At 73.4% G+C, this 25,458-nt stretch carries 17 protein-coding genes and 3 tRNA genes; 4 read left to right on the forward strand and 16 right to left on the reverse strand.

What is annotated here, in order from left to right; all coding sequences use genetic code 11:
* Nucleotides 1-147: 147 nt before the first annotated feature.
* A complete protein-coding gene (locus tag IO40_RS0100260) occupies nt 148-1,014 on the forward strand; it encodes a YceI family protein (RefSeq protein ID WP_016472195.1) in 867 nt (288 codons plus the stop codon).
* Between the two features lie 280 nt (nt 1,015-1,294).
* On the opposite strand, the gene IO40_RS0100265 is transcribed toward IO40_RS0100260, so the two are convergent.
* The 4 genes from IO40_RS0100265 to IO40_RS0100280 form a co-directional block, all read right to left on the reverse strand.
* Nucleotides 1,295-2,110 (reverse strand): TetR/AcrR family transcriptional regulator, encoded by an 816-nt coding sequence (locus IO40_RS0100265; RefSeq protein WP_030409604.1) that lies wholly within the window; start codon nt 2,108-2,110, stop codon nt 1,295-1,297.
* Between the two features lie 124 nt (nt 2,111-2,234).
* Nucleotides 2,235-2,600, reverse strand: a complete 366-nt coding sequence (locus tag IO40_RS36705; RefSeq protein ID WP_106967387.1) for a winged helix-turn-helix domain-containing protein — start codon at nt 2,598-2,600, stop codon at nt 2,235-2,237.
* 523 nt (nt 2,601-3,123) lie between these two features.
* A tRNA-Arg gene (locus tag IO40_RS0100275) sits at nt 3,124-3,196 on the reverse strand.
* Nucleotides 3,197-3,389: 193 nt separating this feature from the next.
* Nucleotides 3,390-3,480 (reverse strand) — tRNA-Ser (locus IO40_RS0100280).
* A 378-nt stretch (nt 3,481-3,858) separates the two neighbouring features.
* On the opposite strand from IO40_RS0100280, the gene IO40_RS0100285 reads away from it, so the two are divergent.
* Together IO40_RS0100285 and IO40_RS0100290 are read left to right on the forward strand one after the other, a co-directional pair.
* Nucleotides 3,859-4,314 carry an SSI family serine proteinase inhibitor gene (locus IO40_RS0100285; protein ID WP_030409023.1) on the forward strand — a complete coding sequence of 152 codons (456 nt, stop codon included), beginning with the start codon at nt 3,859-3,861 and terminating at the stop codon, nt 4,312-4,314.
* A 323-nt stretch (nt 4,315-4,637) separates the two neighbouring features.
* Nucleotides 4,638-10,046, forward strand: coding sequence for a PAS domain-containing protein (locus IO40_RS0100290; RefSeq protein ID WP_031174599.1), 5,409 nt, complete (start codon nt 4,638-4,640; stop codon nt 10,044-10,046).
* 46 nt (nt 10,047-10,092) lie between these two features.
* On the opposite strand, the gene IO40_RS0100295 is transcribed toward IO40_RS0100290, so the two are convergent.
* From IO40_RS0100295 to IO40_RS0100340, 10 genes are all read right to left on the reverse strand, one after another.
* The gene (locus tag IO40_RS0100295; RefSeq protein WP_031174600.1) at nt 10,093-11,748 is read right to left on the reverse strand and encodes a long-chain fatty acid--CoA ligase; all 1,656 of its coding nucleotides are present in this window, start codon (nt 11,746-11,748) and stop codon (nt 10,093-10,095) included.
* A 164-nt stretch (nt 11,749-11,912) separates the two neighbouring features.
* Nucleotides 11,913-12,539 (reverse strand): SigE family RNA polymerase sigma factor, encoded by a 627-nt coding sequence (locus IO40_RS0100300; protein ID WP_030409020.1) that lies wholly within the window; start codon nt 12,537-12,539, stop codon nt 11,913-11,915.
* A 167-nt stretch (nt 12,540-12,706) separates the two neighbouring features.
* Nucleotides 12,707-13,969 carry a glycoside hydrolase domain-containing protein gene (locus tag IO40_RS0100305; protein ID WP_031174601.1) on the reverse strand — a complete coding sequence of 421 codons (1,263 nt, stop codon included), beginning with the start codon at nt 13,967-13,969 and terminating at the stop codon, nt 12,707-12,709.
* 569 nt (nt 13,970-14,538) lie between these two features.
* Nucleotides 14,539-15,699: a lipid-transfer protein gene (locus IO40_RS0100310; RefSeq protein ID WP_016472177.1), complete on the reverse strand. Its 1,161-nt coding sequence runs from the start codon at nt 15,697-15,699 to the stop codon at nt 14,539-14,541.
* Nucleotides 15,696-16,157 carry a MaoC family dehydratase gene (locus IO40_RS0100315; RefSeq protein ID WP_031028026.1) on the reverse strand — a complete coding sequence of 154 codons (462 nt, stop codon included), beginning with the start codon at nt 16,155-16,157 and terminating at the stop codon, nt 15,696-15,698. The genes IO40_RS0100310 and IO40_RS0100315 overlap by 4 nt, the downstream gene beginning before the upstream one ends.
* Nucleotides 16,139-17,392 (reverse strand): acyl-CoA dehydrogenase family protein, encoded by a 1,254-nt coding sequence (locus IO40_RS0100320; RefSeq protein ID WP_031174602.1) that lies wholly within the window; start codon nt 17,390-17,392, stop codon nt 16,139-16,141. Before IO40_RS0100320 ends, IO40_RS0100315 begins: the two co-directional genes overlap by 19 nt.
* Nucleotides 17,392-18,465: a Zn-ribbon domain-containing OB-fold protein gene (locus IO40_RS0100325; protein ID WP_041969172.1), complete on the reverse strand. Its 1,074-nt coding sequence runs from the start codon at nt 18,463-18,465 to the stop codon at nt 17,392-17,394. The genes IO40_RS0100320 and IO40_RS0100325 overlap by 1 nt, the downstream gene beginning before the upstream one ends.
* 38 nt (nt 18,466-18,503) lie before the next feature.
* Nucleotides 18,504-19,640, reverse strand: coding sequence for an acyl-CoA dehydrogenase family protein (locus IO40_RS0100330; RefSeq protein WP_031174604.1), 1,137 nt, complete (start codon nt 19,638-19,640; stop codon nt 18,504-18,506).
* A 153-nt stretch (nt 19,641-19,793) separates the two neighbouring features.
* The gene (locus IO40_RS0100335; protein ID WP_016472172.1) at nt 19,794-20,075 is read right to left on the reverse strand and encodes a hypothetical protein; all 282 of its coding nucleotides are present in this window, start codon (nt 20,073-20,075) and stop codon (nt 19,794-19,796) included.
* 552 nt (nt 20,076-20,627) lie between these two features.
* On the reverse strand, nt 20,628-23,003 hold the full coding sequence (locus IO40_RS0100340) for an ATP-binding cassette domain-containing protein (RefSeq protein ID WP_031174605.1): 2,376 nt from the start codon (nt 23,001-23,003) through the stop codon (nt 20,628-20,630).
* 743 nt (nt 23,004-23,746) lie between these two features.
* Here IO40_RS0100340 and IO40_RS37430 point away from each other — a divergent pair.
* Nucleotides 23,747-24,208, forward strand: coding sequence for a hypothetical protein (locus IO40_RS37430; protein WP_137034393.1), 462 nt, complete (start codon nt 23,747-23,749; stop codon nt 24,206-24,208).
* A gap of 385 nt (nt 24,209-24,593) precedes the next feature.
* Here the strand turns inward: IO40_RS37430 and IO40_RS0100345 are convergent, their stop codons facing one another.
* Entirely contained in the window at nt 24,594-25,064 is a 471-nt protein-coding gene (locus IO40_RS0100345) for an NUDIX domain-containing protein (RefSeq protein ID WP_030409011.1), read from the reverse strand.
* Between the two features lie 266 nt (nt 25,065-25,330).
* A tRNA-Ser gene (locus IO40_RS0100350) sits at nt 25,331-25,417 on the reverse strand.
* Nucleotides 25,418-25,458: the final 41 nt, after the last annotated feature.

Consider the following 25,458-nt stretch of genomic DNA (forward strand, 5'->3'; position numbering starts at 1 on the left):
GGCGCGCGGCACGAGCGGAGCGCGCGCCGTCCGGCCGGGTCGGGAAGGGCCCCGGCCGCCCGGCGACCGCACTGAGCGAACGCGGGCAAGGGACGGCCCGCCGCCGAGGCGCCGGGGCCCGTCGTATGCGAGAAGGAGCATGAAGAAATGACAGTCGGGGCAAGCGGAGCAGACCGCGGCCAGGGCGCCGCGGGCGGCGCCGGTGTCCGCGCACGCGTGCGGACACGGGACGGCTGGGCGGTGCAGCACGCCGTGCTGACCGTCACCGACATGACCGGCACCCAGGTGCTGCGCGCCGAGGCCGACGACGAGGGCATCGTCCGCAGCGCGGAACCGCTGCCCGCGGGCCCGTACACGGTGATCGCCACCGCCATCGGCTACGCGCCGGCCGCCTCCACCGCGATGGTCACCGCCTCCGGGCGGGCCGACCTGGGCACCCTCGTCCTGGCACGGCAGGGCGGCGTCGAACTGCCGCCGCCGGGCACCTGGACGATCGACCCGATGCACTCCACCGTCGCCGCCAGCGCCCAGCACCTGGGGATGACCAGCGTGCACGGCCGCTTCACCGAGTTCGGTGGCCGCATCGAGATCGCGCAGGACCCGGAGAAGTCGTCCGTGGAAGCCGTCATCAAGGCGGAGTCCATCAACACCGGCAACGACATGCGCGACCAGCACCTGCGGTCCGGCGACTTCCTCAACATCGAGACGTACCCGGAGATCACCTACCGCAGCACCGGCATCGACGTGGCCGGTCCCGACCGGTGGACGGTCCACGGCCAGCTCGGCCTGCACGGTGTCGTCCGCGACGTGGACCTCGACCTGACCTACCTGGGCACCGGTCCCGACCCGTGGGGCGGCGTGCGGGCCTCGTTCCGCGCCACCGCCGAACTGCGGCGCTCGGACTTCGCGATGAACTACAACCAGGTCGTCGCCGCGGGCATCGCCGCCATCGGCACGACCCTGCGGGTGGACCTGGACATCCAGGCCGTCCAGGGCGACTCCCTGCCGTTCTGACGGCCCCACCCACCGGCCGGCCGGTCCGGACGACGGGACGGCGAAGGCCGACAGCCCGGGTGCCGGGAAGGCCGAAGGCCCGCTGCCCGGCGCCGGGACGGCCGAAGGCCGACTGCCTGGGCGGCGCGAGGGACGAAGGCCACCGCCCGAGCGACGGGACGGCCGAAGGCCACCGCCCGCACGACGGAACGGCCGAAAGCCACCGCCCGCACGACGGAACGGCCGAAGGCCACACCGCCGGACGAGGGGACCGGCGGACCGCGGACAGCCCCTCCCCGCCCTACCGGTCCTCCGGGGCCGGCGGCTGGGGAGGGATCACGGGCGCGGCACGCTCCTGCGGGAGGGTGCCGCGCCCGCCGCGTACCGGGGCGGCCAGGGCCTCGATCCCGGCCAGCACACAGTCCAGCGCGACGCCGAAGTCCCGCTCCGGGACCGGACGTACCGCCTCCGATCCCGCCGCGTACTCCGGACGCGCCCCGAACGCCGACCGCAGCGCGTCGAAACAGTCCTGCGAGCTGACCCCCGCCTCACTGCACCGGCGCTGCCAGCTCGCCTCGACCGCGGCGTGCCCGTAGACGAACGAGAAGAACGCCGCCAGCGCCCCGTCCGCCTGCTCCTCGGACAGCCCCGCACGCAGCAGCACCCGCCGCACACCCGACTGGAACGACATCGCGCTCGGCCCCACGTTGAGGAAACTGCCCAGCGTGCCCGAGGCCCACGGATGACGCCGCAACAGGCCGCGCAGCGCCAGCGCCGCCTGCCGCAACTGCTCGCGCCAGTCGGCACCTTCGGCGTCGGCGTCCGGGACCTCCAGCTGGCCCTCGACCGCGTCCAGGGCCAGCTCCAGCAGATCGTCCTTGCGGTCCACGTACCAGTACACCGACATCGCCGTCACCCCCAGATCGGCGGCCAGCCGGCGCATGGAGAACTTCGCCAGCCCCTCGGTGTCCAACAGCCGTACGGCGGCAGCCGTGATCTTCTCCCGGTCCAGCCCCTCCGTCTGCCCGGCACCGGCCGCTCGGCGGCGCACCTCCGACCGCTCCTCCAGCCAGACGCTGGTCCTGCGCATCCGGCTCGTGCGGCTGCCGTCACTCATGGCACGCGCTCCTTCGGGGCCGGCCCGGCTGTCAAGAACCGGTCTCAGCGACGGGGACGGGACGGGCAACGGCCCCGACGACTCCGGACCGTTACCCCCTCGATGCTAATCCGTATCCGCCACCTCATCCGCCTTCGCCCCCCGAAAACGGGTATGCCGGACTTCCCACTCCCGCCCCGCCCGGCCCCGCCGGCTTGAGGACGTATCCCGCGCCGCGCCGGGTGTGGATCATCCGCTCCCGGCCCGCGTCGATCTTCCGCCGCAGATACGAGATGTACAGCTCCACGAGGTTGTGCCGGTTCCCCGGCCCCCGGCCCAGACCGTGGTCCCACACCCGGTCCAGGATCTGCGTCTTGCTGAGCACCCGGCGCGGATTGCGCATCAGGAAGCGCAGCAGATCGAACTCCCTGCGCGTCAGCCGGATCGCCTCCCCGCCCCGCCACACCTGCCGCCGCACCTCGTCCATCACCAGATCCCCGACGACGAGCACCCCCGCCCCCGCCCTCGCACCGCCGGGCCGGCCCCCGGGCCGCGCCCCCGCAACCGGTACGGCGTTGGCCGGTTCACCCCCGGGCCGCACCCCGGCAGCCCGCACAGTGCTGGCCGGTTGGCCCCCGGTGCGCACCCCCGCAACCGGTACGGCACGGCCGCCGAGAACATCGGGCCCGGCCACGGAACCGTCGAGGGCAACCCCGCCCCCGGTACCGCACGCGTCGGCCCGCCCACCGGGAGGGCTCCCCCTCCCGGCCTTCCCACGCTCCGCCCCGTATCCGTTCCCCACTGCCTGCGGCCCCCCGGCCGCGCTCACTCCGCTCCGGCTCATCCCCCCACCATGGGACGGCCACGTGAGAGGACCCTCAGCGGAACCTGTGAAATCGCTGAGAACCGCACCTCGCCCCCCATGCCCCGCTCGGCCGGCGACGCGGGCCTCCGCGTGGAGCGCCCGGCCAGAGGAACGCCTCGGCAGCAGCAACGCGAGAGGCCCCCGGGAACTCCCGGGGGCCTCTCTGCTGCGCGCTCGGCAGGATTCGAACCTGCAACCTTCTGATCCGTAGTCAGATGCTCTATCCGTTAAGCTACGAGCGCTTGTGCTTCCCGGCTTTTTCTTGCCGGTCGGCGTTGCGGGAACAACATTACATGACCTGCGGCCCGACGCGAAATCCGTTCACCGTGAGGGCGCTGACCTGCGGAAACGCGGGATCCGGGGGTGGGGAGGGCCACAGACGGCGAAAGCCCCGGCGCGGGGCGCCGGGGCTTCGGTGATCGAGAAGATCAGGAGCGGAGGCTGAGGGATTTGAACCCTCGATGGGGTGATAGCCCCAAACCGCATTAGCAGTGCGGCGCCATAGACCAGACTAGGCGAAGCCTCCAGAACACACCCGGGCCGCTCGAAAGAGCGGACAAAGTGTGTGCTGATGATGGCACAACCCGGTGGGCTGTCTCCAATCGACCCCCACCGTACTCGGTCTGCAGACCCCTGGGCAAAGCCTTTGGGCGGTGACTGCCGGTGAGGGGGCGCGCGGTGCGGGGTCCGGCGCGCGGCCGGTCGGGTCCGGATCCGCAACGGTGCGGCTGTGGCGGCGTTAGACCCCAGGGGCGTGCTCGCGGCGCCCCCTCCCTGCGCAAGCCCCTCCCGGCGGGTCCGCTTCCGGGTGCGGGGGGGCGGCGCGGGGCGGTCCGTAAGCCACTCGAAAGGCCACATCGCCCGTCAGTCGCACGGGCGGGCCCTCACTCGTTGGAGTCGCCCGATGTCTCGCCGTACCGTCCACTCCGTCACGTTCGCCCTCACCCTCACTTCACTCGCGGCCACCCTGCTGTCGCTCGCCGGTGCGCCGAAGGAGGCGTTCGCCGAGGGGCGGGGCGGCGAGTCCTCGCGGCCCGCCGACAAGTTGACCTTCGACGTGTCCGGCAGCGGTTCGGGGCGCGACGGGTCGTACACGCTGCGCTGCCACCCGGCCGGCGGCGACCACCCGGCGCCGGTGCGGGCCTGTGCGGCGCTGGACCGGGCGACGTCGGGCGGCCGGGACCCGTTCACGCCCGTCGCGGCCGACGCCACCTGCACGATGATCTACGGCGGGCCCGCGACGGCCCGGGTGACGGGGACCTGGCACGGCCGGGACGTCGACGCGCGGTTCGGGCGCGACAACGGCTGCGAGGTCGCGCGGTGGAACAGTCTGGTTCCCGCCTTGCCGAAGACCGCCTGAACGAGTCCGGCCGGCGCGTGGCGGCGGTGCCGCGCGCCGGTCCGGCCACCCGCACAGCGGCCCGCGACGGAGGTGCCGTATCCGTACGCGGTGGCGGCCGGGGCGGGGTGCGGCGCGGGCGGGGTCCCGCGCATCCGTCGCCGCGCCCGGCACCGCGGCCCGTAGACTCCCCCCTAGTGACGCGCCCGGGGCGACCGGCAGACTGGCAGCCGTGACCTTGCTCCGGACCGACGCCGGACCAGCGGAGGCAGGCGCCGGACCAACAGGGAAGGAACGGGCGGAAGGTCACGCGCACGTGAGGTCAGCAGGAGGGAATTGTCGCCGTGAGCAGCAGGCCATCCCGAGGCGCTGCTCGCCTCGCCGCCATACTCGACGCCCTGCCCGACGCGCTGCTCCTGGTGAACTGCAACGGCACGGTGGTGAACGCCAACGCCATCGCGCTGGAGGCCTTCGAGACGCCCGGTACGGCGCTGGTGGGGCGCGGACTGCTCGACCTGCTGCCCGAGTTCGACTCGAAGCGGATCCCAGGCTCGATGCGGCGTCCCGCCGAAGCCGCGGCGGCCCAGGGCCGCCAGAAGCCGACCCGCATGGTCGCGCGGCGTACCGACGGCACCGAGTTCCCGGTCGAGGTGACCAGCGCCAACCTTGAGGACGGGCGGACGCCTTACGCCTCCGCGATAGACGCGGCCTTCGCCGACTACCCCAGTGGCGCCGGGTACACGGGGGACGAGCTGCTGATGCTCGTCGTACGGGATCTGACGGGCACGCTGGACACCGAGGCGGAACTGGCCCGCCAGCAGCGGCAGACGGAGATGATCCTGCGTGCCGCCTCCGAGGGCGTGGTCGGGGTGGACGCCGCCGGCCGTGTCGTGCTCGTCAACCCCGCCGCCGCGCAGATCCTGGGCTACCGCGCCAGCGATCTGGGCGGCCAGGAGCTCCACCCGCTGGTGCACCACTCGCGGCCGGACGGCAGTCCGCTGCCGTTCGAGGAGACGCCGCTGGCCGACACGCTGCGCTCCGGCCGCAAGCACCGGGTCAGGGCCGGGCAGGTGCTGTGGGCCAAGGACGGGCGTGCGGTGCCGGTGGACATGACGACCGCCCCGGTGCGCGACGGCGACCAACTGGTGGGCGCGGTGCTCACGTTCGCCGACCGCCGCCCCTACGACGCCGTCACCGCCCGGCAGTCCCAGCTGCGGGCCGTGCTGGAGGAGTCGTTGCGCGGGCCGCTGGAGGAGCTGCGCGCGGAGCTGTCCGGTCTGGCGTCCGACCCCGCCGGGCAGCTGTGGCCCGAGGCGAACCAGACCCTCCACCATCTGTCCGCCGGCTACGCCCGGATGACGACGCTGGTGGACAACGTACTCAGCTACCAGCGGCTGGACGCCGGCCAGGAGCGGCTGCGGACCGAGCCGGTGCCGATGGACGCGGTCGTCTCCGCGGGGGTCGAGGGCGCCATCGAGCTGATCGGGCCGGGCCGCGCCCAGTTCGCGGTGCACGCGCCGCCGATCGAGGCCGAGGTCGATCCGGAACGGCTCGCCGTCGCGCTGGCGCATCTGATCGCGGACGTGGCGGGGGTGGATGCGACGGGCCGCGCCCCGTCGGCCCCGTCGGCCGGTACGGACCAGACGATCGTGGTCGCCGCGGCGCAGCGCGGGGAGGTCGTCCGTATCGAGGTGCGTGGCCCGCACGGCGGCGGCAGCCCCGTGCACGAGCCGCTGGTGCGCGGTGTGGTCACCAAGCACGGCGGGGTGCTCCAGACGCACGAGGTGCCGGGTTCGTCGGGCGGCAGCGCCTATGTGCTGGAGGTCCCGGTCAAGGCGGTGGGCAACACCGCGCGGACCTCGGGCAGCCGCGCCCGCAAGGCTCCCGCCGGACCGGCGGCCGGCACGCCCGCTTCCGGGACGCCTGGCGCGGGGACGCCCGCTTCCGGGACGTCCGCCGCGGAGGCGTCCGGTTCCGGTCCGTCCCGTCCCGGGGCCGGGAGCGGTCCGGGCGGTGACGGTGGCGCCCAGGGGGGCTCCACAGGTGGTGGCCGTCGGGCGCGGGGCCGGGGCGCCGGTCGTGCGGGGGGTGCCGGTCACTCCCTCGGCGGGGCCGCGGGTGCCCGGGAAGGCGCCCGGGAGGGTGACGGCGGCGGTTTCGGGGTGCCGAGCGTGGTGCACGGCGCTGAACACGGCGAAACAGCGGTCATGCCCATGCCATCCGCCCCGATGCGCGGCACCATGAACGCTCCAGCCTCCGCCCCCGCCGACAGCGCGCAGGGGCCCGGCCCGTCCCGCGCCCTCGCCCTGCCCGGCCAGGACGACGCGTCGCACCCCGGCCCGTCCGCCGACGCCCAGGCGGCGCCCCACGGTGCGGCGGCACCCGGCGCGCTGGAGCCCGTCGCCGGCCCGCGCCCGGCCCAGCCCGTACCCCCGGGCCGGGGCGCCGCACCCGAGCCCCGGCCCAGCATCGCGCTCGGCCCCGGCCCCTCCGGCGCCCCCGTCCCGCCCACGCCGCCGGCCTCCCCCGCGGGACCCGGTGGTGCGGAGCAACCCGCACTGCCGGGGCCGCCCGCGCTGCCGTCTCCGACGGGGGAGCAGGCGGCGGCGCCGGGTCAGCCGGTGCCCGCGGAGCAGGCGGCGCTGTCCGGTCGGCCCGGGGCGGCGGAACAGCCCGCGCTTCCGGGGCAGTCCGGTCAGCCGACGCCGCCGGGGCAGCCGGTTCCGCCCGGGCAGGCCGCGGCGTCCGGCCGGCCCGAGCTGGGGCCCGCGCAGCCGGGCGGCGGTGTTCCGGGCGGCCACGTGGGTGCCGGGCCCGAACCGGCACCCGGCCCGCAGCCGCCGAACGCGCCCGGGGCAGCCCCGGCTCCCGGCGCCGGCATCGGCATTCCCGCGCAGGCGGGCCCGTACGACGAGGCGGGTCCGTACGACGAGGCAGCCGCCATGCCGCGCCCCACCGGGCGGCGGCGCCGGCGGCCGAACCCGGCCGAGGAGCAGGAGCAGGCCCCCGCCGGGCCGGAGAGTGACGCGGGCGGCGCCGCGGGCGCCCTCGCGCTGCCGGTGGGCCCGGGCTCGGCGCACGCCGAGGGCGCGCAGGCGTCCGTCCCCGCGCAAGGCGGCAGGCGACGTGCCCGGCGCGCGCTGGGCGAGCCCCCGCATGATGCCCCGCACGGAGGTCAGGCGTCCGGCCCGTCCCACCCCGGCGGCCTGCCGGGGCAGGAGGCGTACGCGCTGCCGGGCGGGCAGCCGCCGGGCGGGCCCGTCGAGCAGACGGGCACGGCCGGTGGGCCGGCCGTGCCAGGTGTCCCGGGCATCCCGGGGCAGTTCGTGCCGCCGGGGCAGCCGGACGCGGAGGCCGGGCCGGGCGGGCAGCCGGGCGCGGCGACGCAGCCGGGCGCGGAGGGCCCGGACAGCGGTCAGCAGGCGGCGGACGATCCCGAGCACGCCGGTCAGGGGCGCAGGGCGCGGCGCATCGCAGCCGCTCGTGCGCGGGCGCAGGCGCAGGCCGAGGCCCAGCAAGGGCCCCATCACGCGCCGTTCGCGCTGCCGCCCGCCCCTTCGTCCGAACCCGCCGGCGAGCCCACCGCGGACCCGAGCACCGCGGCCTCCACCACGGCCACGGTGCCGGGCCCCGAGGCGGACGGTCCCGCTGCCGGGGCGGGCGCGGGCGAGCCCGGATACGCGGCGTACCCGGCCCCCGCGGCAACCGGCACCGGCGAGCAGCCGTCCGGCGCGCAGGCACCGGGTGACCAGGCCGCCGGTGCGCCCGCATCCGGTGGTCAGCCGTCAGGCACTCAGCAGTCAGGCGCTCAGCAGTCAGGCGCTCAGCCGTCACCGGCCGTGGGTGCGGGCACCGGTCAGGGTGAGCCCGGGGGTGAGGCGTCCCGTCGGCGGGAGCACCCTGTCGTCGCCGCCAGTCCCATCCTGGGCGGTGGTCAGTTCCCGCAGCAGGCACAGCAGCCGCCGCAGCAGTCCCCCGGCCTGCCCCAGCACGAGCAGGGCCGGCAGGGCGCGGGTCCCGCCGGGTACGGAGCCGACCAGGGGCCGCGGGTGCGGACCCTGGGCCAGGGGCTGCCGTTCGCCGAGCGGCTGGCCGAGCAGGGGGCGCAGCAATGGCCCAACCCGCCGTCCGCGACGCCGTCGGCGGCGTCGGCCATACCGTCCACTCCCTCCACCCCGACGCCGCCGCCCGGCACCGGCAGGCGGCGGAAGCTGGCGACCCCGCAGGAGCGCCCCCCGTCGGGCGCGGCCGGCCGGCCGCAGTCCGGGGGTGCCGCGCCGTCGCGGGGCGACACTCCGGCGCCCGGGCAGCAGACGGGACAGCCCTCCGGCGGCCCGCGGCCGTACGGCGCCGAGGCGCCCGGCGGTGTCTCCGGCGGGCAGCCGGGCGAGGGCACGGGTGACATTCCCCTGGGGCCGGCGCCGGCCCAGCCGTGGCAGACGGGGCCGACGGCAGCCGCGTCGTCCGCCGCGCCCGCGCCCTGGGGCACGGCGCCGGGCCCGCACGCGCAGACCGGCGGACAGCAGGAGCAGCCGGCCCAGGAGGCGGGCCGCCCGACGGTGCCGCAGCCTCATGCGGCAGACCCGCAGCAGTCCGCGCAGGCCCTGGGACAGCCCGGAGCCCAGCAGCCCGTGCACCAAGCCCCCGGTCAGCCGGGCGTGCACGAGGTACCCGGGCAGCCGGGAGCGCAGCAGATGCCGGGGCAGCCCGCCCCGCAGGCGCAGCCCGGCCAACCCGCCCCGCAGACCCAGCCGCCGGGCCGACCGGGCGCGCAGGCACAGGCCGGACCACAGGCACAGGCCGGACCGGAAGCGCGGTCCGGACCACCGGCGCACCCCGCCGCCCAGGCGCACCCCGCCGCCCCGGCGCAGCCCGGCGGTGTGCCGCAGGCCGGCGGTCCGGTGCCGTCCGCCGCGCACGGCGGGGAGGTGACGGAGGAGCCAGAGCCGCTGGACGGTCCGGACAGCCCCGTCGAGATGTCCGACGGGCGCGGTACGGCCGGCCCGCCGCGGCTGATGGACGACGAGCTGCCGCCCGAACCGCTGGACAACCCGCGGCGGCTGCTGGTGTGGCCGGAGCCGGACGTCTCCACCCAGGAGGCGCTCTCCGCGCGGGGCTACCGTCCGGTCCTGGTGCGCTCCCGCGAAGAGGTGGACGCGCAGATCGCGGCCTACCCGGCGGCGCTGTTCGTGGACCCGCTGACGGGGCCGATCACCAGGACGGCGCTCCAGTCGCTGCGTACGGCGGCGGTGGCGGCCGAGGTGCCGGTGCTGGTGACGGCCGGTCTGGGGCAGGCCACCCGGGAGGCGGCGTACGGCGCCGACCCGGCCGTGCTGCTGAAGGCGCTGGCGCCGCGCGACAGCGAGCAGCACCCGCCGCGGGTGCTGCTGGTCGAGGAACGGCAGCCCATCGCCGCGGCGTTCGCGGGGACGCTGGAGCGGCGCGGCATGCAGGTCGCGCACGCTCCGTCGGACACCGACGCGGTGAACATCGCGGGCCAGGTGCGGCCGAACCTGGTGGTGATGGACCTGATGCAGGTGCGGCGGCGCCGGGCGGGCATCATCGACTGGCTGCGCGTCAACGGGATGCTCAACCGCACCCCGTTCGTCGTCTACACCTCCGCGGACCTGGACCCGGCCGAACTGCCGCGGCTGGCCTCCGGCGAGACGGTGCTGTTCCTGGCGGAGCGGTCGACCAGCGGCGAGGTGCAGTCGCGGATAGTGGATCTGCTGACGAAGATCGGCGCCAACTGAGGAGACGCTCCGGGGCCGGCCGGCGCACCGTCCGGCCCCGGGGTACTCACAGCTCGGTGACCGCCAGCTCGCCGGCCGCGTACCGGGCGCGCAGCACCTTCTTGTCGAACTTTCCGACGCTGGTCTTGGGCACGGCGTCGAGGGTCGTCCAGCGCTCGGGCAACTGCCATTTGGCGACGCTGTCCGCCAGGAAGGCGCGCAGTTCCTCGTACGGAACGGCCTCGCGGCCCTCCTTCAGGACGACGGCGGCCAGTGGCCGTTCGCCCCACTTGTCGTCGGGGACGGCGATGACGGCCGCCTCGGCGACGGCCTCGTGCGCCATCAAGGCGTTCTCCAACTCGACGGAGGAGATCCACTCGCCGCCGGACTTGATGACGTCCTTGGCCCGGTCGGTGAGCGTCAGATAGCCGTCGGGGCTGATGACGCCGACGTCCCCGGTGCGCAGCCAGCCGTCCGGGCTGAACCTGTCCTCGGGCCGCAGCGGGGGTTCGCCCGCGCCGCCGAAGTACGCGGCGGCGATCCACGGACCGCGCACCTCCAGCTCGCCCGGCGATGTCCCGTCCCACGGCGCGAAGCCGCCGTCGGGGGCGGCCAGCCGGGCCTCCACACCGGCGGGGAAGCGGCCCTGGGTGATGCGGTACGGCCACTCCTCCTCCGGGCTGAGCCCGCCGGGCGGATGGGCCAGGCTGCCCAGCGGTGACGTCTCCGTCATCCCCCAGGCGTGGCAGACGCGTACGCCGTGCCGCTCCTCGAAGGCCCGCATCATGCTGGGCGGGCAGGCGGAGCCGCCGATGGTGACGGTCCGCAGGCTGGAGATGTCGCGGGGCGTGGCGGACAGCTCGGCCAGCAGGCCCTGCCAGATGACGGGCACGGCGGCGGCGTGGGTGGGCCGTTCGGCCTCGATCATCTCGGCGAGCGGCGCGGGCTGGAGGAAGCGGTCGGGCAGCAGCAGGCCGACGCCCGTCATGAACACCGCGTGCGGCAGCCCCCACGCGTTCACATGAAACATGGGCACTACAGGCAGTGTGGTGTCGGCGGTGGTGAGCCCCATGGACTCCGCCATGTTGACCTGCATCGAGTGGAGATACACCGAACGGTGCGAGTAGACGACGCCCTTGGGGTCGCCGGTGGTGCCGGACGTGTAGCACATGGCCGCCGGGGTGCGCTCGTCCACCTGGGGCCAGTCGTAGCTGGTGGGCCGCCCGGCCAGCAGGTGCTCGTACTCGTGCACGCGCGGGGCGCAGCCCTCCAGGAGGGAGGTGTCGCCGGGGCCGACGACGACCAGGTGCTCCACCGTGCTCAGCCGCGGCAGGAGCGGCGCGAGCAGCGGCAGCAGACTGCCGTTGACGAGGATGACCCGGTCCCGGGCGTGGTTGACGATGAAGGCCAGCTGTTCGGCGGGCAGCCGCAGATTGAGGGTGTGCAGCACGGCGGCCATCGAGGGCACCGCGAAGTACGCCTCGACGTGTTCGGCGTTGTTCCACATCAACGTGCCCAGAACATCTCCCGGCCGCACGCCGAGTTCGTCGCGCAGGGCGTGGGCGAGCTGGGCGGCGCGGGCTCCGGTCTCCGCGAAGCTCTGGCGCCGGGGTTCCCCCTCGCCGGTCCAGGTCGTGATCCGGGACCGCCCGTGGACGGTCGACCCGTGGGTCAGTATCCGGGAGACCAGCAGCGGTACGTCGTCGTGCATCGTGCTCTGCATCGCGGAGCCTCCGCAGGGCTGATTACGCGCGGGTAGGTTCCGCCGATTGTTACGGCATACCGCTCGGTATGTCACTACCCGCGGAGCACTCGGCTCGACGACCGCGCACGGCTCCGGCTCCCGCGCCCCCTGGCAGGCCGCCGGTTCGCGGTGCGCCCCGCGGGTCAGGCCGCCAGGCGGGTTTCCTGGGGGCCTGCCGCGGCCTCAGCGCGGACGTCCGCGGCCAGCTGGGGGTCCTCGCGCAGCTTGGCCAGGGCCCGGGAGACGGCGCTCTTGACGGTGCCGACGGAGACGCCCAGCACCCGCGCGGTCTGCATCTCGCTCAGGTCCTCGTAATAGCGCAGCACCACCATGGCCCGCTGCCGGGCCGGCAGTTTGAGCACGGCCCGCCACATGGCGTCCCGCACCGCCTGCTGTTCGGCGGGGTCCGGGGCGGGCAGCGGGTCCGGCTCGGGCAGTTCGTCGCAGGAGAACTCGTCCACCTTGCGCCGGCGCCACTGCGAGGTGCGGGTGTTGACCAGCGCCCGCCGGACGTAGCCGTCCAGCGCACGGTGGTCCTCTATCCGCTCCCAGGCCAGATACGTCTTGGTCAGCGCGGTCTGGAGCAGGTCCTCCGCGTCGCTCGGGTTGGCGGTCAGGGAGCGGGCGGTGCGCAGCAGCACGGGCCCGCGCGCCTCCACGTAGGAGGTGAACGTGAGCGGTGATCCCCCGGAGCCTGGCGGCATCGCAGGGGACCCCGCGTGCGTCGTGGTCGTGGTCCGGGGAGTCCGAACTGTCCCAGGCGTGGTCATGCCTCCACGCTAGGAGCCGCCCGGTTGTCCCGGATCGCCCCAAGGTCCCGAAGCTGCGTCCGCCTCAGGGTGTAGGGGTGGTGGTAGCTACACCTCCTCTGGGTGGAGGGGGTCCGCCGGGGGGATCAGGGTGGTCTCGGGGGCTCCCCCGGGAACCGGGCGGGGGCTCACTTGATGATGGCCACCGGGGCGTCGACCAGGTTGTGGTCGACGGAGACCGTACGTCCTCCGTAGGTGCGCTTCTTGTTGCCGGTGTGCTGGTGGATACGGCGGTGCGGCTGCCACGCCTTCGGGTTCAGATTGCGTTCCCCGTTCACCGACGGGCGTACCCGCCAGCGCGCGAACCACACGGCGGTCGGCAGCCCGCGCGCCCCCGCGGCGCGGGCCTTCTCCAGATGCGCGATCCCGGAGTTGGCGCTGCTGTAGAAGCCCGCCACATAGCCCTGGGCGCGTACCGCGCTGTTCCAGCCCTGCACGAACCGCAGCGTGGTGTCGGCGCACTTCTTGTTCTTGTAGCGGTACGCCTCCATGTCGAGGTAGACCGCGCTGCGCTGCGTCATGCCGAGCTTCCGTGCCTGGCGCACCGCGTCCTGCCCCTCCCGCCGCCCCTGGCCGTAGGGGTCCTTGCCGCTCATACGGACCTTGCGCTTGTTCTTGGCGATGACGCACGGGGACTGCGAGCCGACGTAGACGGGCAGCAGTTTCCAGCCCTGCTTGTGCACGGCGGCGACCCAGGCGGGGCTCAGATGCTTCTGCTTAGGGCAGGCCCGGCCCCGCCCGCCGATGTAGACGCCGACGGCACCGAACGGGGAGGCCCCCTTCCACGCCCGCATGGTCGAAACCGACGGGGCCTGGCAGGTGTCGAAGGCGTTGCCCCGGAAGATCTGCGCCCCGAAGTCGCGGGGGTCGCCGGTCACGAGGGAGGGCGGGCCGCCCGGTACGCCCGGGGCGCCGGGGGCGCGCGGGTCGAGAGGGGCGTCGGGCGCCGCCGGGTCGGGAAGAGCCCGGGGGTCGGAGGGCGAAGAGGGCGAAGAGGGCGAGGGGGGAGTGCCGGGCGCGTCGGACGCCGTACCGGACGGTGCGTCGGGAGGGGTGGAGGGGCTGCCGGACGAGTCGGGCGTGGTGGGCGGGGTCGGGGTGGTGGACGAGGAGGACGAGTCGGGTGCGCCGGGTGTGGCCTGCCCGGAGGGGGTCGTGGACTGCTGCGGGGCCGTCTCCTTGCCGGAGGACGCGCCGGTGGCGCCGGAGGACGCGCCGGAGGATGCCCCGGAGGGCTCGCCGGGCTGGCCGGAGCCGGACGGGCGGGCCGTGGTGGGGCCCGGCGGGGTGGGCTCCGCACCGGACGCGGGCATCACGCCGCCCGTCGCCATGCTGGCGAGCGCGGCGGAGAGGAGGACCGCTCTTCTGATCATCTGATTTTTTGTCGCCATGGGGCGAGTGAACGAGCAGCCCCCCTCGTCAGCGGTCAGGCACGCCCGTCGCACCGGCGGATTCAGCCATCTGCCCGGCGCCGTCGGGTGGTGCCCGCGGCCGGCGTCACCCGCCCGGACGTACGCCCCCCGCCGGGCGGCGGGGGGCGGCTCCTCCTGCGGAACGGCTGCGGGGTGGTCGCCGGTCCGGGAACCGGCCACCCGCTGGTCGGGGACCGACCACCCACCGGTGAGGGAACCGGCCACCCACCGGTCAGGGGGCCGGCCGCCGCCGGTCCGACGTCGGCCGCCGCTTCCGTGATCCGTCCGGAGGCCGGCCACCACCCCGGCAGCGGTCCGGAGGTCGGCCACCGCCTCCCTATCGGTCCGGAGATCGGCCCCTGCCTCCGCAACCGGTTCGGACAGGGCCGGCCACCGGGCGAACATCAACCCGGGGGGCCGGTCACCAGACGCGCACCAGCCCGGTCGAGCCCGTCACCGGATCAGGACCGCTCCGAAAGGGTCGGCCACGGCAGCACCAGCCCAGCCGGGCCCGTCACCAGGCCCGCACCGACCCGGGCGGGCCCCCGTCACCGGGTCAGGACCAGGCCGGAGGTCGGTACGCCCGTGCCGGCCGTCACCAGGACACGTGCGCAGTCGGCCACCTGGTTGACGGCTGTGCCGCGCAGCTGCCGTACCGCCTCGGCGATGCCGTTCATCCCGTGCAGGTACGCCTCGCCGAGCTGCCCGCCGTGCGTGTTGAGCGGCAGTGTCTCCTCCGCGACGAAATCGGCCGCCTGGCCGCGCGGGCAGAAGCCGAACTCCTCCAGCTGCATGAGCACGAACGGGGTGAAGTGGTCGTAGAGGACAGCCACGTCCATCTCGTCGGGCCGCAGTCCGCTGGTGCGCCACAGCTGGCGGGCCACCACGCCCATTTCGGGCAGCCCTGTCAGATCGTCGCGGTAGAAGCTGGTCATCTGCTCCTGGGCGCGTCCCGCGCCCTGCGCCGCGGCGGCGACGACCGCGGGGCGGTGCCGCAGATCGCGGGCCCGCTCGGGGGTGGTGACGACGAGGGCCTGGCCGCCGTCCGTCTCCTGGCAGCAGTCCAGCAGGCGCAGCGGTTCGACGATCCAGCGGGAGGCGGCGTGCTCGGCCAGGGTGAGGGGTCTGCCGTGGAAGTAGGCGGCCGGGTTGGTCGCCGCGTACTTCCTGTCCACCACCGCGACATGGCCGAACGCCTCCGGGGTGAGCCCGTAGGTGTGCAGATAGCGCCGCGCCGCCATGGCGACCCAGGAGGCGGGTGTCAGGAGTCCGAACGGCAGCGACCAGCCGAGTGCGGCGCCCTCCGCGGACGGTTCGCGCTGCTGGACGCCGGAGCCGAAGCGGCGCCCGGAGCGCTCGTTGAAGGCCCGGTAGCACACGACGGTCTCCGCGAGGCCGGTGGCGACCGCGAGGGCCGCCTGCTGGACCGTGGCGCAGGCCGCGCCGCCGCCGTAGTGGACCCGGGAGAAGAACGACAGCTCGCCGATGCCGGCGGCCTGGGCGACGGTGATCTCCGGGCTGGTGTCCATGGTGAAGGTGACCATGCCGTCCACGTCGGCCGGGGCGAGTCCCGCGTCGTCCAGCGCCGCCCGCACGGCCTCGACGGCGAGCGCCAGTTCGCTGCGGCCGGAGTTCTTGGAGAACTCGGTGGCCCCGATGCCGACGACGGCGGCCCGACCGCCGAGGGAGTCGGCCGCGCGCAGACTCATGCCGCTTCCCCCTCTCCGGGCCCGGCGGCCGGCAGCGTCACGGTCACGGTGCCGGTGACGTGTGCGCCGAGCCGGTTGGCCCCCCGTACGGCGACCTCCACGGTGGCGCCCTCGCTCCCGGGCGCCCCGGCCGGGGGCGGGGTGACGGCGGTGACGCGGCCGGACAGTGCCATGGTGTCGCCCGGGTAGTTGGGGGCGCCCAGCCGGATGGCGACCTTCCGCAGCACTGCCCGGGGGCCCGCCCAGGTGGTGATGTAGCGGCCCACCAGTCCGTTGGTGGTGAGGATGTTCATGAAGATGTCGGGTGAGCCCTTCTCCCTGGCCGCCTCCGCGTCGTGGTGGACGTCCTGGAAGTCGCGGGAGGCCAGGGCGCCGGAGACGATGAGCGTCCGGGTCACCGGTATCCGAAGGGGCGGCAGCTCGTCGCCCTCGCGCGGTGTCAGGGCTGGTCCCGCCATGCGGCGTCTCCTTCCGGATCGGCAAGTGCCTCGCCCAGTTCGGCCAGCAGTGCGGCCGGCGGGCCGAGGTAGGCGTCGAGCTGGCGTCCCCACAGGAAGTGCCGGTGCACCGGGTGGGTGATGTCGGCGCCGACGCCGCCGTGCAGATGCTGCCCCGCGTGCACGACGCGGCGGCCCGCCTCGGCGGCCCACCAGGCCGCCGTCAGCGCGTGCGGTCCGGCGGGCAGTCCCGCATCGTGCCGCCAGGCCGCCTCGTAGCAGGTGACGCGGATGGCCTCGGTTTCCATATGGGCGTCGGCGGCGCGCAGTTGCACCGCCTGGTTGGTGGACAGGGGCCGCCCGAACTGTTCGCGCTCGCAGGTGTGCGCCACCGCGAGGGCGAGGGACCCGGCGCACACGCCCGCCTGGAGCGCGGCGAACGCGGTACGGGCCCGCTCCAGCGTGGCCGCGTAGGCGCCGCCGTCCCCCAGCGGCTCCCCGCGCGCCGCGGACAGCTCCAGCCGTCCCGCCGCCCACGGTGCCGTCGTCTCCACCGGGGTGACCGCGACGGCGTCCTGGTCCGTGCCGACGAGGAAGAGCCGCGCCGTCCCGCCGCCGGCCGCCCGCCCGACGGGCACCAGGACGTGGGTGGCCGTCCGCAGCCAGGGGACGACCGGCACCGTTCCGGTCAGCAGCCCGCCCTCCTCCGTGACGGGTCCGGCGCCCTCGTCCGGCAGCGGGAAGGCACCGGTGGCCACGAGTGTGCCGTCCCGCAGTCCGGGCAGCAGGCGGGCGCGCTGCGCGGGGGTGCCGTGCGCCGCGACGGGCAGCAGCCCGTACACACTGGTGGCCGCGAGCGGCACGGGTGCGGTGCGTCTGCCCTGCTCCTCCAGGACGAGGGCGAGGCCCACCAGGCCGGTCTCCTCCGCCGCGCCGACGAGTCCCGCCCCGCACAGCGCCTTCCACAGCTCCTCGTCGACGCCGGTGCCGGGCACGGTCCGAGCGGCCGGCGTGCCCTGCGTGCCACCCGGCGCTGTCGCCGCGGACGGCTCCTGAGTGCTCGGTCGTTCCTGCGCGCTCGGCCGTTCCTGCGCGCTCGGCCGTTTCTGCGCACTCGATCGTTCTTGCTCGCTCAGCCGTGTCTGCGCGCTCGATCGTTCCTGCTCGCTCAGCCGCTCGTGTGTCGCCAGGTCGGCGAAGATCCCGGCCGCCAGATCGCGTGCCGCCGTCTGTTCCTCGGTGGGCGTGAAGTCCATCAGGCCCCGCCTCCCGCCGCCGCCCGGAAGACGGGCAGCACCAACTCGTCGTCCACCCGCAGGAACTCCAGCTCGACGGGCATGCCGATACGGATCCCGTCGAGGGCGACGCCGGTGAGGTTGCTGACGATCCGCACCCCCTCGTCCAGTTCGATCAGGGCGACCGCGTACGGCGGGTCGAAGGCGGGGAAGGGCGGATGGTGCATGACCACGTACGAGTAGACGGTGCCGTGCCCGGCCGAGGCGACGGGCGTCCACTTCGGGGAGCCGCAGGCGTTGCAGCCCGGCAGCCAGGGGAAGCGGGGCGTGCCGCAGTCGTCGCAGCGCTGGTGGAGCAGTTCGCCGCGGGCCACGCCCTCCCAGAAGCCGGCGTTGTCCCGGTTGACGACGGGACGGGGGCGCAGGGGCCGACCGGCCTGGGGCTTGGCGTCCTGGGGCCTGCTGTCATGGGGCTTGCCCAGCGCGGGCTTGCCCTGCGGGGACGCGGTGTCCTGGGGCTTGCTCCCCCCTGTTTCGGTGTCCCGCACCTGCTGGCCTGCGCCGGGCCTGTGCGCGGGGCGGTACTTGAGGATGCGGAAGCGGTGGGTGCCCGCCGGCTCGCTGTCCGCCCGCACCTCCATACGCGTGGTCACGAAATAGCCGGTGCCCAGCTTGGTGGTCTTGCGGGGGGAGACCGACTCGATCACCGCGTCGAAACCGATCTCCTCACCGGGCCGCAGCGGGCGCAGGTACTCCTGTTCGCAGTCCGTCGCGACCACGGAGGTGTATCCGGCCTCGTCCAGGGCGCGCAGCAGTTCGTCGTACGGTCCCGCGCGCCCCGTGCCGCCGCCGGCCGGACCGGCCATCGTCCACACCTGGAGCATCGTCGCGGGCGCGGAGCCGTCCGGCGGGACGGGATGGCCCAGCGCCTCGCACCAGTGGCGGATCATCACCGTGTTGACCGGGTCGGGGCCGTGCGCGGCGGCGGCTGCCGGGCGGCCCTCGTAGCCCCGCAGCCGCTCGAACAGATCGTCCGCCGCCGCCCCGTCGAGTCCCCCGGCCGGCCGCCTCTCCGTCCCCGGGGAAGCTCCCACGGCCGTCCCCGTAGCCGGGTTTCCACCGTCGTCCGTGCTCACCGGCGCCTCCTGAGCATGCCGAGCCGCATCGTCGCGACGATCTCCTTCTGGACCTCGCTCACACCGCCGCCGAAGGTGTTGATCTGGGCGGCCCTGTTCATCCGTTCGACCTCGCCGTCGGCGAACGCGCCCGGCGAGCCGGCCCGCAGCGTGCCCGTCTCGCCGAGCACTTCCTGGCAGAGGGCGTAGACGGCGACGGTGCTCTCCGTGCCCGCCGCCTTCACCCCGCTCGCGTCGCCCGGGGCGAGCGTGCCCGCGCCCACGTCCTGGACCAGCCGCCAGTTGAGCAGCCGGGTCGCCGCGAGGCGGGCGTGCGCCTCCGCGAGCCGGGAGCGCACCCACGGCCGGCGGATCAGCCCGCTCTCCCGGGCGTGGTCGAGTACTGCCTGGTAGTGGTCCTCGGCCTGCATACCGAGTGCGGCGAGCGCCACCCGTTCGTGGTTGAGCTGGTTGGTGATCAGCCCCCAGCCGCCGTTCTCCTCCCCGACGAGAGCGCCGGCCGGTACCCGTACGCCGTCGTAGTACGTGGCGGTGGTCGTCAGCCCGCCGACGGTCTCGATGGGCGTCCAGGAGAAGCCGGGCGCGTCGGTCGGCACCAGCAGGACGGAGATGCCCTTGTGCTTGGGCGCCTCGGGATCGGTACGGCAGGCGAGCCAGATCCAGTCGGCGTTCTGGGCGTTGCTGGTGAACGTCTTGGCGCCGTCGATCCGCCAGCCGCCGTCCTCGGTCCGCACGGCGCGGGTGCGGAGCGAGGCGAGGTCGGTGCCCGCCTCCGGCTCGGTGTAGCCGATGGCGAAGACGGTCTCGCCGCGCAGGATGCGGGGCAGGAAGTACGCCTTCTGCTCCTCGGTGCCGTACTTCATGAGTGTGGGGCCGACGGTGTTGAGGGTGACCATCGAGACGGGTGCGCCCGCCCGGTACGCCTCGTCGAAGAAGACGAACTGCTCCTCGGGGCCGCGCCCCTGGCCGCCGTACTCGACGGGCCAGCCGAGGCCGAGCAGTCCGTCGGCGCCGATCCGCCGCAGGACGGCGCGCGGGGAGTCGTCGGCCGTGTCCTGGGAGCGCAGCGCACGGAAGTACGCGCGCAGCTCGGCGCGGAGCGCGCGCTGGCGCTCGGTGGGAGCCAGATGCATTTTCTGACTGTCCGTCAGATACCGGAGGCATGTCAACAGCCCGGCGCCCGCACACGGACGACCGCGCGCCCGCGATCCGCAGATCACGAGCGCGCGGCCTCAGCCCATCCCCAAGGAAACCCGGCCCGTCAGTCCGGACGGCCGGTCACCCCGTCACCACAGGTTGCTGAAGATGACGGTGGTGGTCTCGTTGTGCGTCTCGTTGAGCTGGTTCACCACGGCGCCGTTGCCGTTGACGGTCGCGTTGTTGGCGTTGTTGGTGTTGTTCCCGTTGCCCACGGCCCCCTGCACCTGGGCGCTGGAACTCGCGTTGGAATTCGATCCGTCGTCCGCGATCGAGCCGTTGTCCGCCTGGGCCACACCGGACATCACGGCGAGGGCGAAGGGAAGGGCGGCGACTGCGGCGATGACGCGGGCGGTACGGACACGTGCCATGTTCATTCCTCCAGGAACCGTCAGGGCGCCACCATGGCGGCGCTGCACCGTAACTGCTGAGCTGCCGACGGCGGTTGGCCCACTGCCGCCGGTCTCGCTTGCGACGTCGCGGGACCAGAGTTGCCCATCGGATCCCGGGGGAATCCCTCGGATCCCGGCGTTTCCCCCGCACGTATGACGACGTGTCGATAAACCCGCGGCGCCTGCCCGCGCCGGGCACCGTGCTCCCGTACGCCCCGCCCGGCGGCCCCACCACGCCCTTTCCGGCTACGCGGCAGACTACGCGGTACGCCACGGCGCCCCCGGCCGTGACGGCACACCCGTTCGACAGAGGCAGAGCCGCGCGACCTCGGCGCCCCCTCGCCGCGTACCAGCCGCCCTCACCCCCGGAGGGGGACCCCACAACCGGCGCACCCACCCCCTCCCACCCCTCTCCGGGCGCCGCGCACGCCGCGGGGCAAGCGCCCCCGGTGCTTCCCGGCCACCCGCGCCGAGGGGGCCGGGACACACGGGGGCCGGAACACACGGAAGAGAACACCGGCGATGCCCGCATCACCCCAGCGACCGGCGCAAATACTCCGCCGTGTGCGTCTGCGCCGTGCGCGCCATCTCCTCCGGCGTACCCGTGAAGACGACCCGGCCGCCGTGCGCGCCCGCCTCCGGGCCGATGTCGATCACATGATCGGCATGCTTGACGACGTCCAGGTCGTGCTCGACGACGACCACCGTGTTCCCCGCGTCCACCAGCCGGTCGAACAAGGCCAGCAGCCGTGTCACATCGGCCATGTGCAGCCCCGTAGTGGGCTCGTCGAACAGGAGAACGGCGCCGCTCTCGTCCAGCCTGTGCGCCAGTTTGACCCGCTGCCGCTCCCCTCCGGACAGCTCGGACAGCGACCGCCCCAGCGTGAGGTACCCCAGGCCGACCTCACGCAGCGGCGCCAGCCGGCTCAGCACCAGCGGGGGAACGGACCTGTCGGGGCACTCCGGGTCGGCGGCAAGAGCGGCGAAGTGGTCCATCGCCTCGTCCACGGTCATGGCCAGCAGCTCCGCCACGTTCCTGCCCGCCACCCGGTGGCCCAGGACCTCCTCGCGGAACCGCCGCCCCCCGCACGCCTCGCACACCGTGGTCACCGGGTCCATGAACGCCATGTCGGTCGTGATCGTGCCCCGCCCCCGGCACTCGGGGCAGGCACCGGCGGAGTTGAAGCTGTACAGCCCCGGCTCCGTCCCGTGCGCCCGCGCGTACATCCTGCGCACCGGGTCCCAGATGTCGGTGTACGTCGCCGGGGTGGACCGCGACGAGATGCCCGCCGCCGACTGGTCCAGCACCGCCGCCCGCGGGCAGGCGGCGGCCAGCATCCGCGTCACCAGGGTGCTCTTGCCGGACCCGGCGACCCCGGTCACCACCGTCAGCACCCCGGTGGGGAAGTCCACGCTCACGTTCCGCAAGTTGTGCAGCGACGCGTTCCGCACCGCCAGCTTCCCGGTGGGGGGCCGGCGCCGTGCCGCCGGTTTGAGGCCGGTCCGCGAACGGAACCGCTCCCCTGTGACGGTCCCGCTCGCGGCCAGTTCCTCGACGGTGCCCTCGAAGACGACCTCCCCGCCGTCACCGCCCGCGCCCGGCCCCATGTCGATCACATGGTCGGCGAGCGCGATCACCTCCCGGGCATGTTCGACGACCAGCACCGTGTTGCCCTTGTCGCGCAGGGCCCGCAGCAGTCCGCCGAGCCGCTCCACGTCGCGGGCGTGCAGCCCGACGCTGGGCTCGTCGAAGACGTACGTCATGCCCGTCAGGCTGCTGCCCAGGTGCCGTACCGTCTTGAGCCGTTGGCCCTCGCCGCCCGACAGCGTCCGGGTGGGCCGGTCCAGACTGAGGTAGCCCAGCCCCACCGCGTCGATGCGCCGCAGCACCGCGAGCGCCGCCGCGACGGCGGGACCGCCCACCGGATCACGCGCCACCCGCGCCCCGGCCAGCCACTCCACCAGTTCGCGGATCTCCCACCCGCACAGCTCCGGCAGCGTGCGGCCCTCGATACGGGAGGCCCGCGCCCGCTCGTTGAGCCGGGTCCCCTCGCACCCGGGGCACTCGACGTCGCTGACGAACCGTTCGGCGTGCTTGCGGTCCCGCTCACTCAGCGACTCCACGCCCGGCGTGATGAAACGCCTGGTGAAGCGGGGCACCAGCCCCTCGTAGTCGTTCACCGCGATCGACTCGAAGCCCTCGCCGCCGGCCGGCCGGTGCGGGCGCTGCGTCCGGAACCCCTCGCCGTGCAACAGCAGTTCGCGCTCGGCGGGCGTGTAGGCACGCAGCGGCTTGTCCGGGTCGAACAACGGTGCGGCGTCCTCCCACCGGGGCCCGTCCGCACCCTCGTACCGGCGGGCCTCGGCGTACCGCTTCCAGTAGTTGGTGCCCACCGCGAACGCCGGGTGCAGGATCGCCCCCTCGTTGAGCGACCTCGACTCGTCCAGCAGCCTGGTCACATCCAGCCGCGCCGTACGGCCCAGCCCCTGGCACTCGGGGCACATGCCCTCCGGGTCGTTGAACGAGTACCGGTTGGAGCCTCCCGCACTCGGCCGGCCGCAGCGGGAGAAGAGCACCCGCAGCACGGGGTTGACCTCCGTCATGGTGCCCACCGTGGACCGGGCACCACCGCCCACCGGCCGCTGGTCGACCACGATCGCCGGGGTCAGATTCTCCATCGCGGCGAACTTCGGCCGCTCGTACCGCGGCAGCCGATTGCGTACGAACCAGGGGAACACCTCGTTCAACTGGCGCTGCGACTCCGCCGCCACCGTGCCGAACACCAGCGACGACTTGCCCGACCCCGACACCCCCGTCACCACCGTGAGCCGCCCCAGCGGTACGCGGAGCGTCACCCCCCGCAGATTGTTCTCCCACCCCTCGCGGACCACGATCTCCCCGCGCACCAGCACCCTCCGATCCAGCCGAAACGGCCCCCACCCTCCCTGGAAAACCTGACATCTTCTGTCGGGTTTTCCAGGCGCATGCACTTCTTGCGGCCCCGGCGTACGGCATTGAAAAGGAGAGGAGTCGGCATGCGAACCACACCGCACGTGCACGCCCAAGGTCTATCTCAGGTCTCACAGCGCGGGTTGAACGAACCGGGTGCCGCGATTCAGTAGACCCACCTGCGCGATTTGAGTACTCGTACTCATTCGTTCGGCTCTGTAGAGGATGGTTGACTCTACGAGTTCGCGAGTCCGCTCCGGCCGTTGACGCACCTGAGGCCGATACGAGTGTCACCAATACTGGCCGCACGGAGGCAGTGTCAAAGGACCTGCAGGATTTCATCAAAGGCTTTCGAGTAGGGAAACTCCTATCGGGGCCTCGGATCTCACTCTCAGCCGTGACCCCGCGTCGGAAGAATTCGGCGCTCAGCCCGTGCAAGCCAACGATGGAGGGCACAGCCACTACTGGAACGAGGGCCAGGAAAACCTGCTGAACCAGGGACGAGTAATTGCTGGTCTCGCCAGCCAGAATCGGCTCCTATCACAGGAGGGGACAAGTTGAACTGAGCCCCTATGGGCACACTCCGGGGATCGAATGATGGATGTGAAAGGTATTGACACGCATGCAGGGGACCAGAAAAACCAGGACTCGCCTGGTGGTGGCTGCGGCTGCCGCTGGAGTACTACTTGTCGGTGGGTGCATGAACGAAGAAGACAAGGACATCAACAAACCGTTGCCGCGAATGAGTCAGAAGGAAGCGGAGAAAAAGGCACACAGCGTCACCCAATCTCTTACGCATAGCGCTGGCCTTGAGGTCGACGAAAAGTCGATCAGCGCTGACTACACCAAGTGCGTCGGGGCGAACGATGAGGTTCCCGAAGATGGGCGGTTCGTTCTGCAGTACGGCGCTCGAACTCCGCTCGCCGGGGAGAAACATAAGTACGCCATACAGAAGATGCGAGAGCACCTCAAGGAGATCGGTTACAAGATACAGGGCTACCAGGAGACAAAGGGAGTGAACGGTTCCATAATCCTCGACGCATCAGACCCTGACAGTGGTTTCACCCTGGCTGTCGACGGCGTACCCAAAAAAGATGAGATCACTCTCAGGCTGGTTACTCCTTGCCTTCTTCCTCCCGGCGCGAAACAACAGCGGTATTAGACCACTCAGGAAGCTACGAAAGCTGTGCCCGGAGGCGCTGAAGCATTTTTCTGAGACGAGCGCTTGGACCACTTCCTCAGCGGTGCCACGGCGGAAAGGAGCGTCCCTCTCTCGCCCGGCAGCACCTCCTCATGGAGCACAAGTCCGTCACGTCGGCAACAACGGCTCCCCGGCAACGATCGCAGGCAGGGGGACGCCGGCCCGAGACGTATAAGTTTCAGCGCGGCAAGCGACTCACCTGGGCAGCGGACGCCACACCCCCTCGGCGGTCCGAGGCCACGACTGAGCATGGGGAAGAGAGACACCGCAATGCCTGTGAAAGGGACGAAGGGGTGACGCGCACTGCGCGGCACCCTTCGTCGGCAGCGGCCCGCGGAACTCCGGATCAGCCCAGGTACGGCCGCTCGCGGTGCTCCAGGAAGTGTTGGATCCTGAGCCGCTGGGTGTGGTGCATGGGGAGCTGATCGAGCTCCTCCGGCTGGATGAACCGCAGCTCGGTGGACTCGTCCGAGATCGTGAGCTGCCCGCCGACGACGCGGGCCGTGAAGCAGACGTTGAACTGCCGCCGCACTTCACCGTCCGAGTACGCGATGACATGGCGAGGGTCGGTGTATGTCCCCACCAGGCCGGTGATCTCCACGTCCAGGCCGGTCTCCTCCTTCACCTCCCGGACAGCCGTGCCCGGTAGTGAATCGGACATCTCCATACCGCCGCCGGGCAGCGCCCACAGGTCGTTGTCCCGTCGGCGCTGAAGCAGAACGCGGCCCTCGTCGTCGGTGACCACCGCTGACGCGGCAACCACCAAGCTGTTCGGTTCGGGTGCGGACGGATCGTCGTAGTACTCGGTTCGTGCCATGGTCACCCTTCGCGAACTGGCACAGCGGTCTCCCACACTGCGTCGCAGCTTTCGGCGTGCGTGTCGAACGTGCCGCCCTTCTCCTGCGCCGAAGTTGCCCCAACGGAGCGCGAACGGGCGCCAGGCCGGTTCCGACCCGTGCCATGCAGTCCCGTCCGCGATGAGGCGGCAGAGCCGGTACGCCGGAACAGAGCAGGGCCGACACCGCGAAGGGGCACCACCTGTGCGGTGGTGCCCCTTCGTGAGCTGGGTCTTCATCCAGGCTGCGGAGGCGGTGGGATTTGAACCCACGGAGGTGTTGCCACCTCTACGGTTTTCAAGACCGCTCCCTTCGGCCGCTCGGGCACGCCTCCCCGCGTCGTCCCGGGACGACGCGGGGACAGCCTAGCGTGTG

The sequence above is a fragment of the Streptomyces albus subsp. albus genome (genome assembly GCF_000725885.1).
GTDB lineage: Bacteria > Actinomycetota > Actinomycetes > Streptomycetales > Streptomycetaceae > Streptomyces > Streptomyces albus.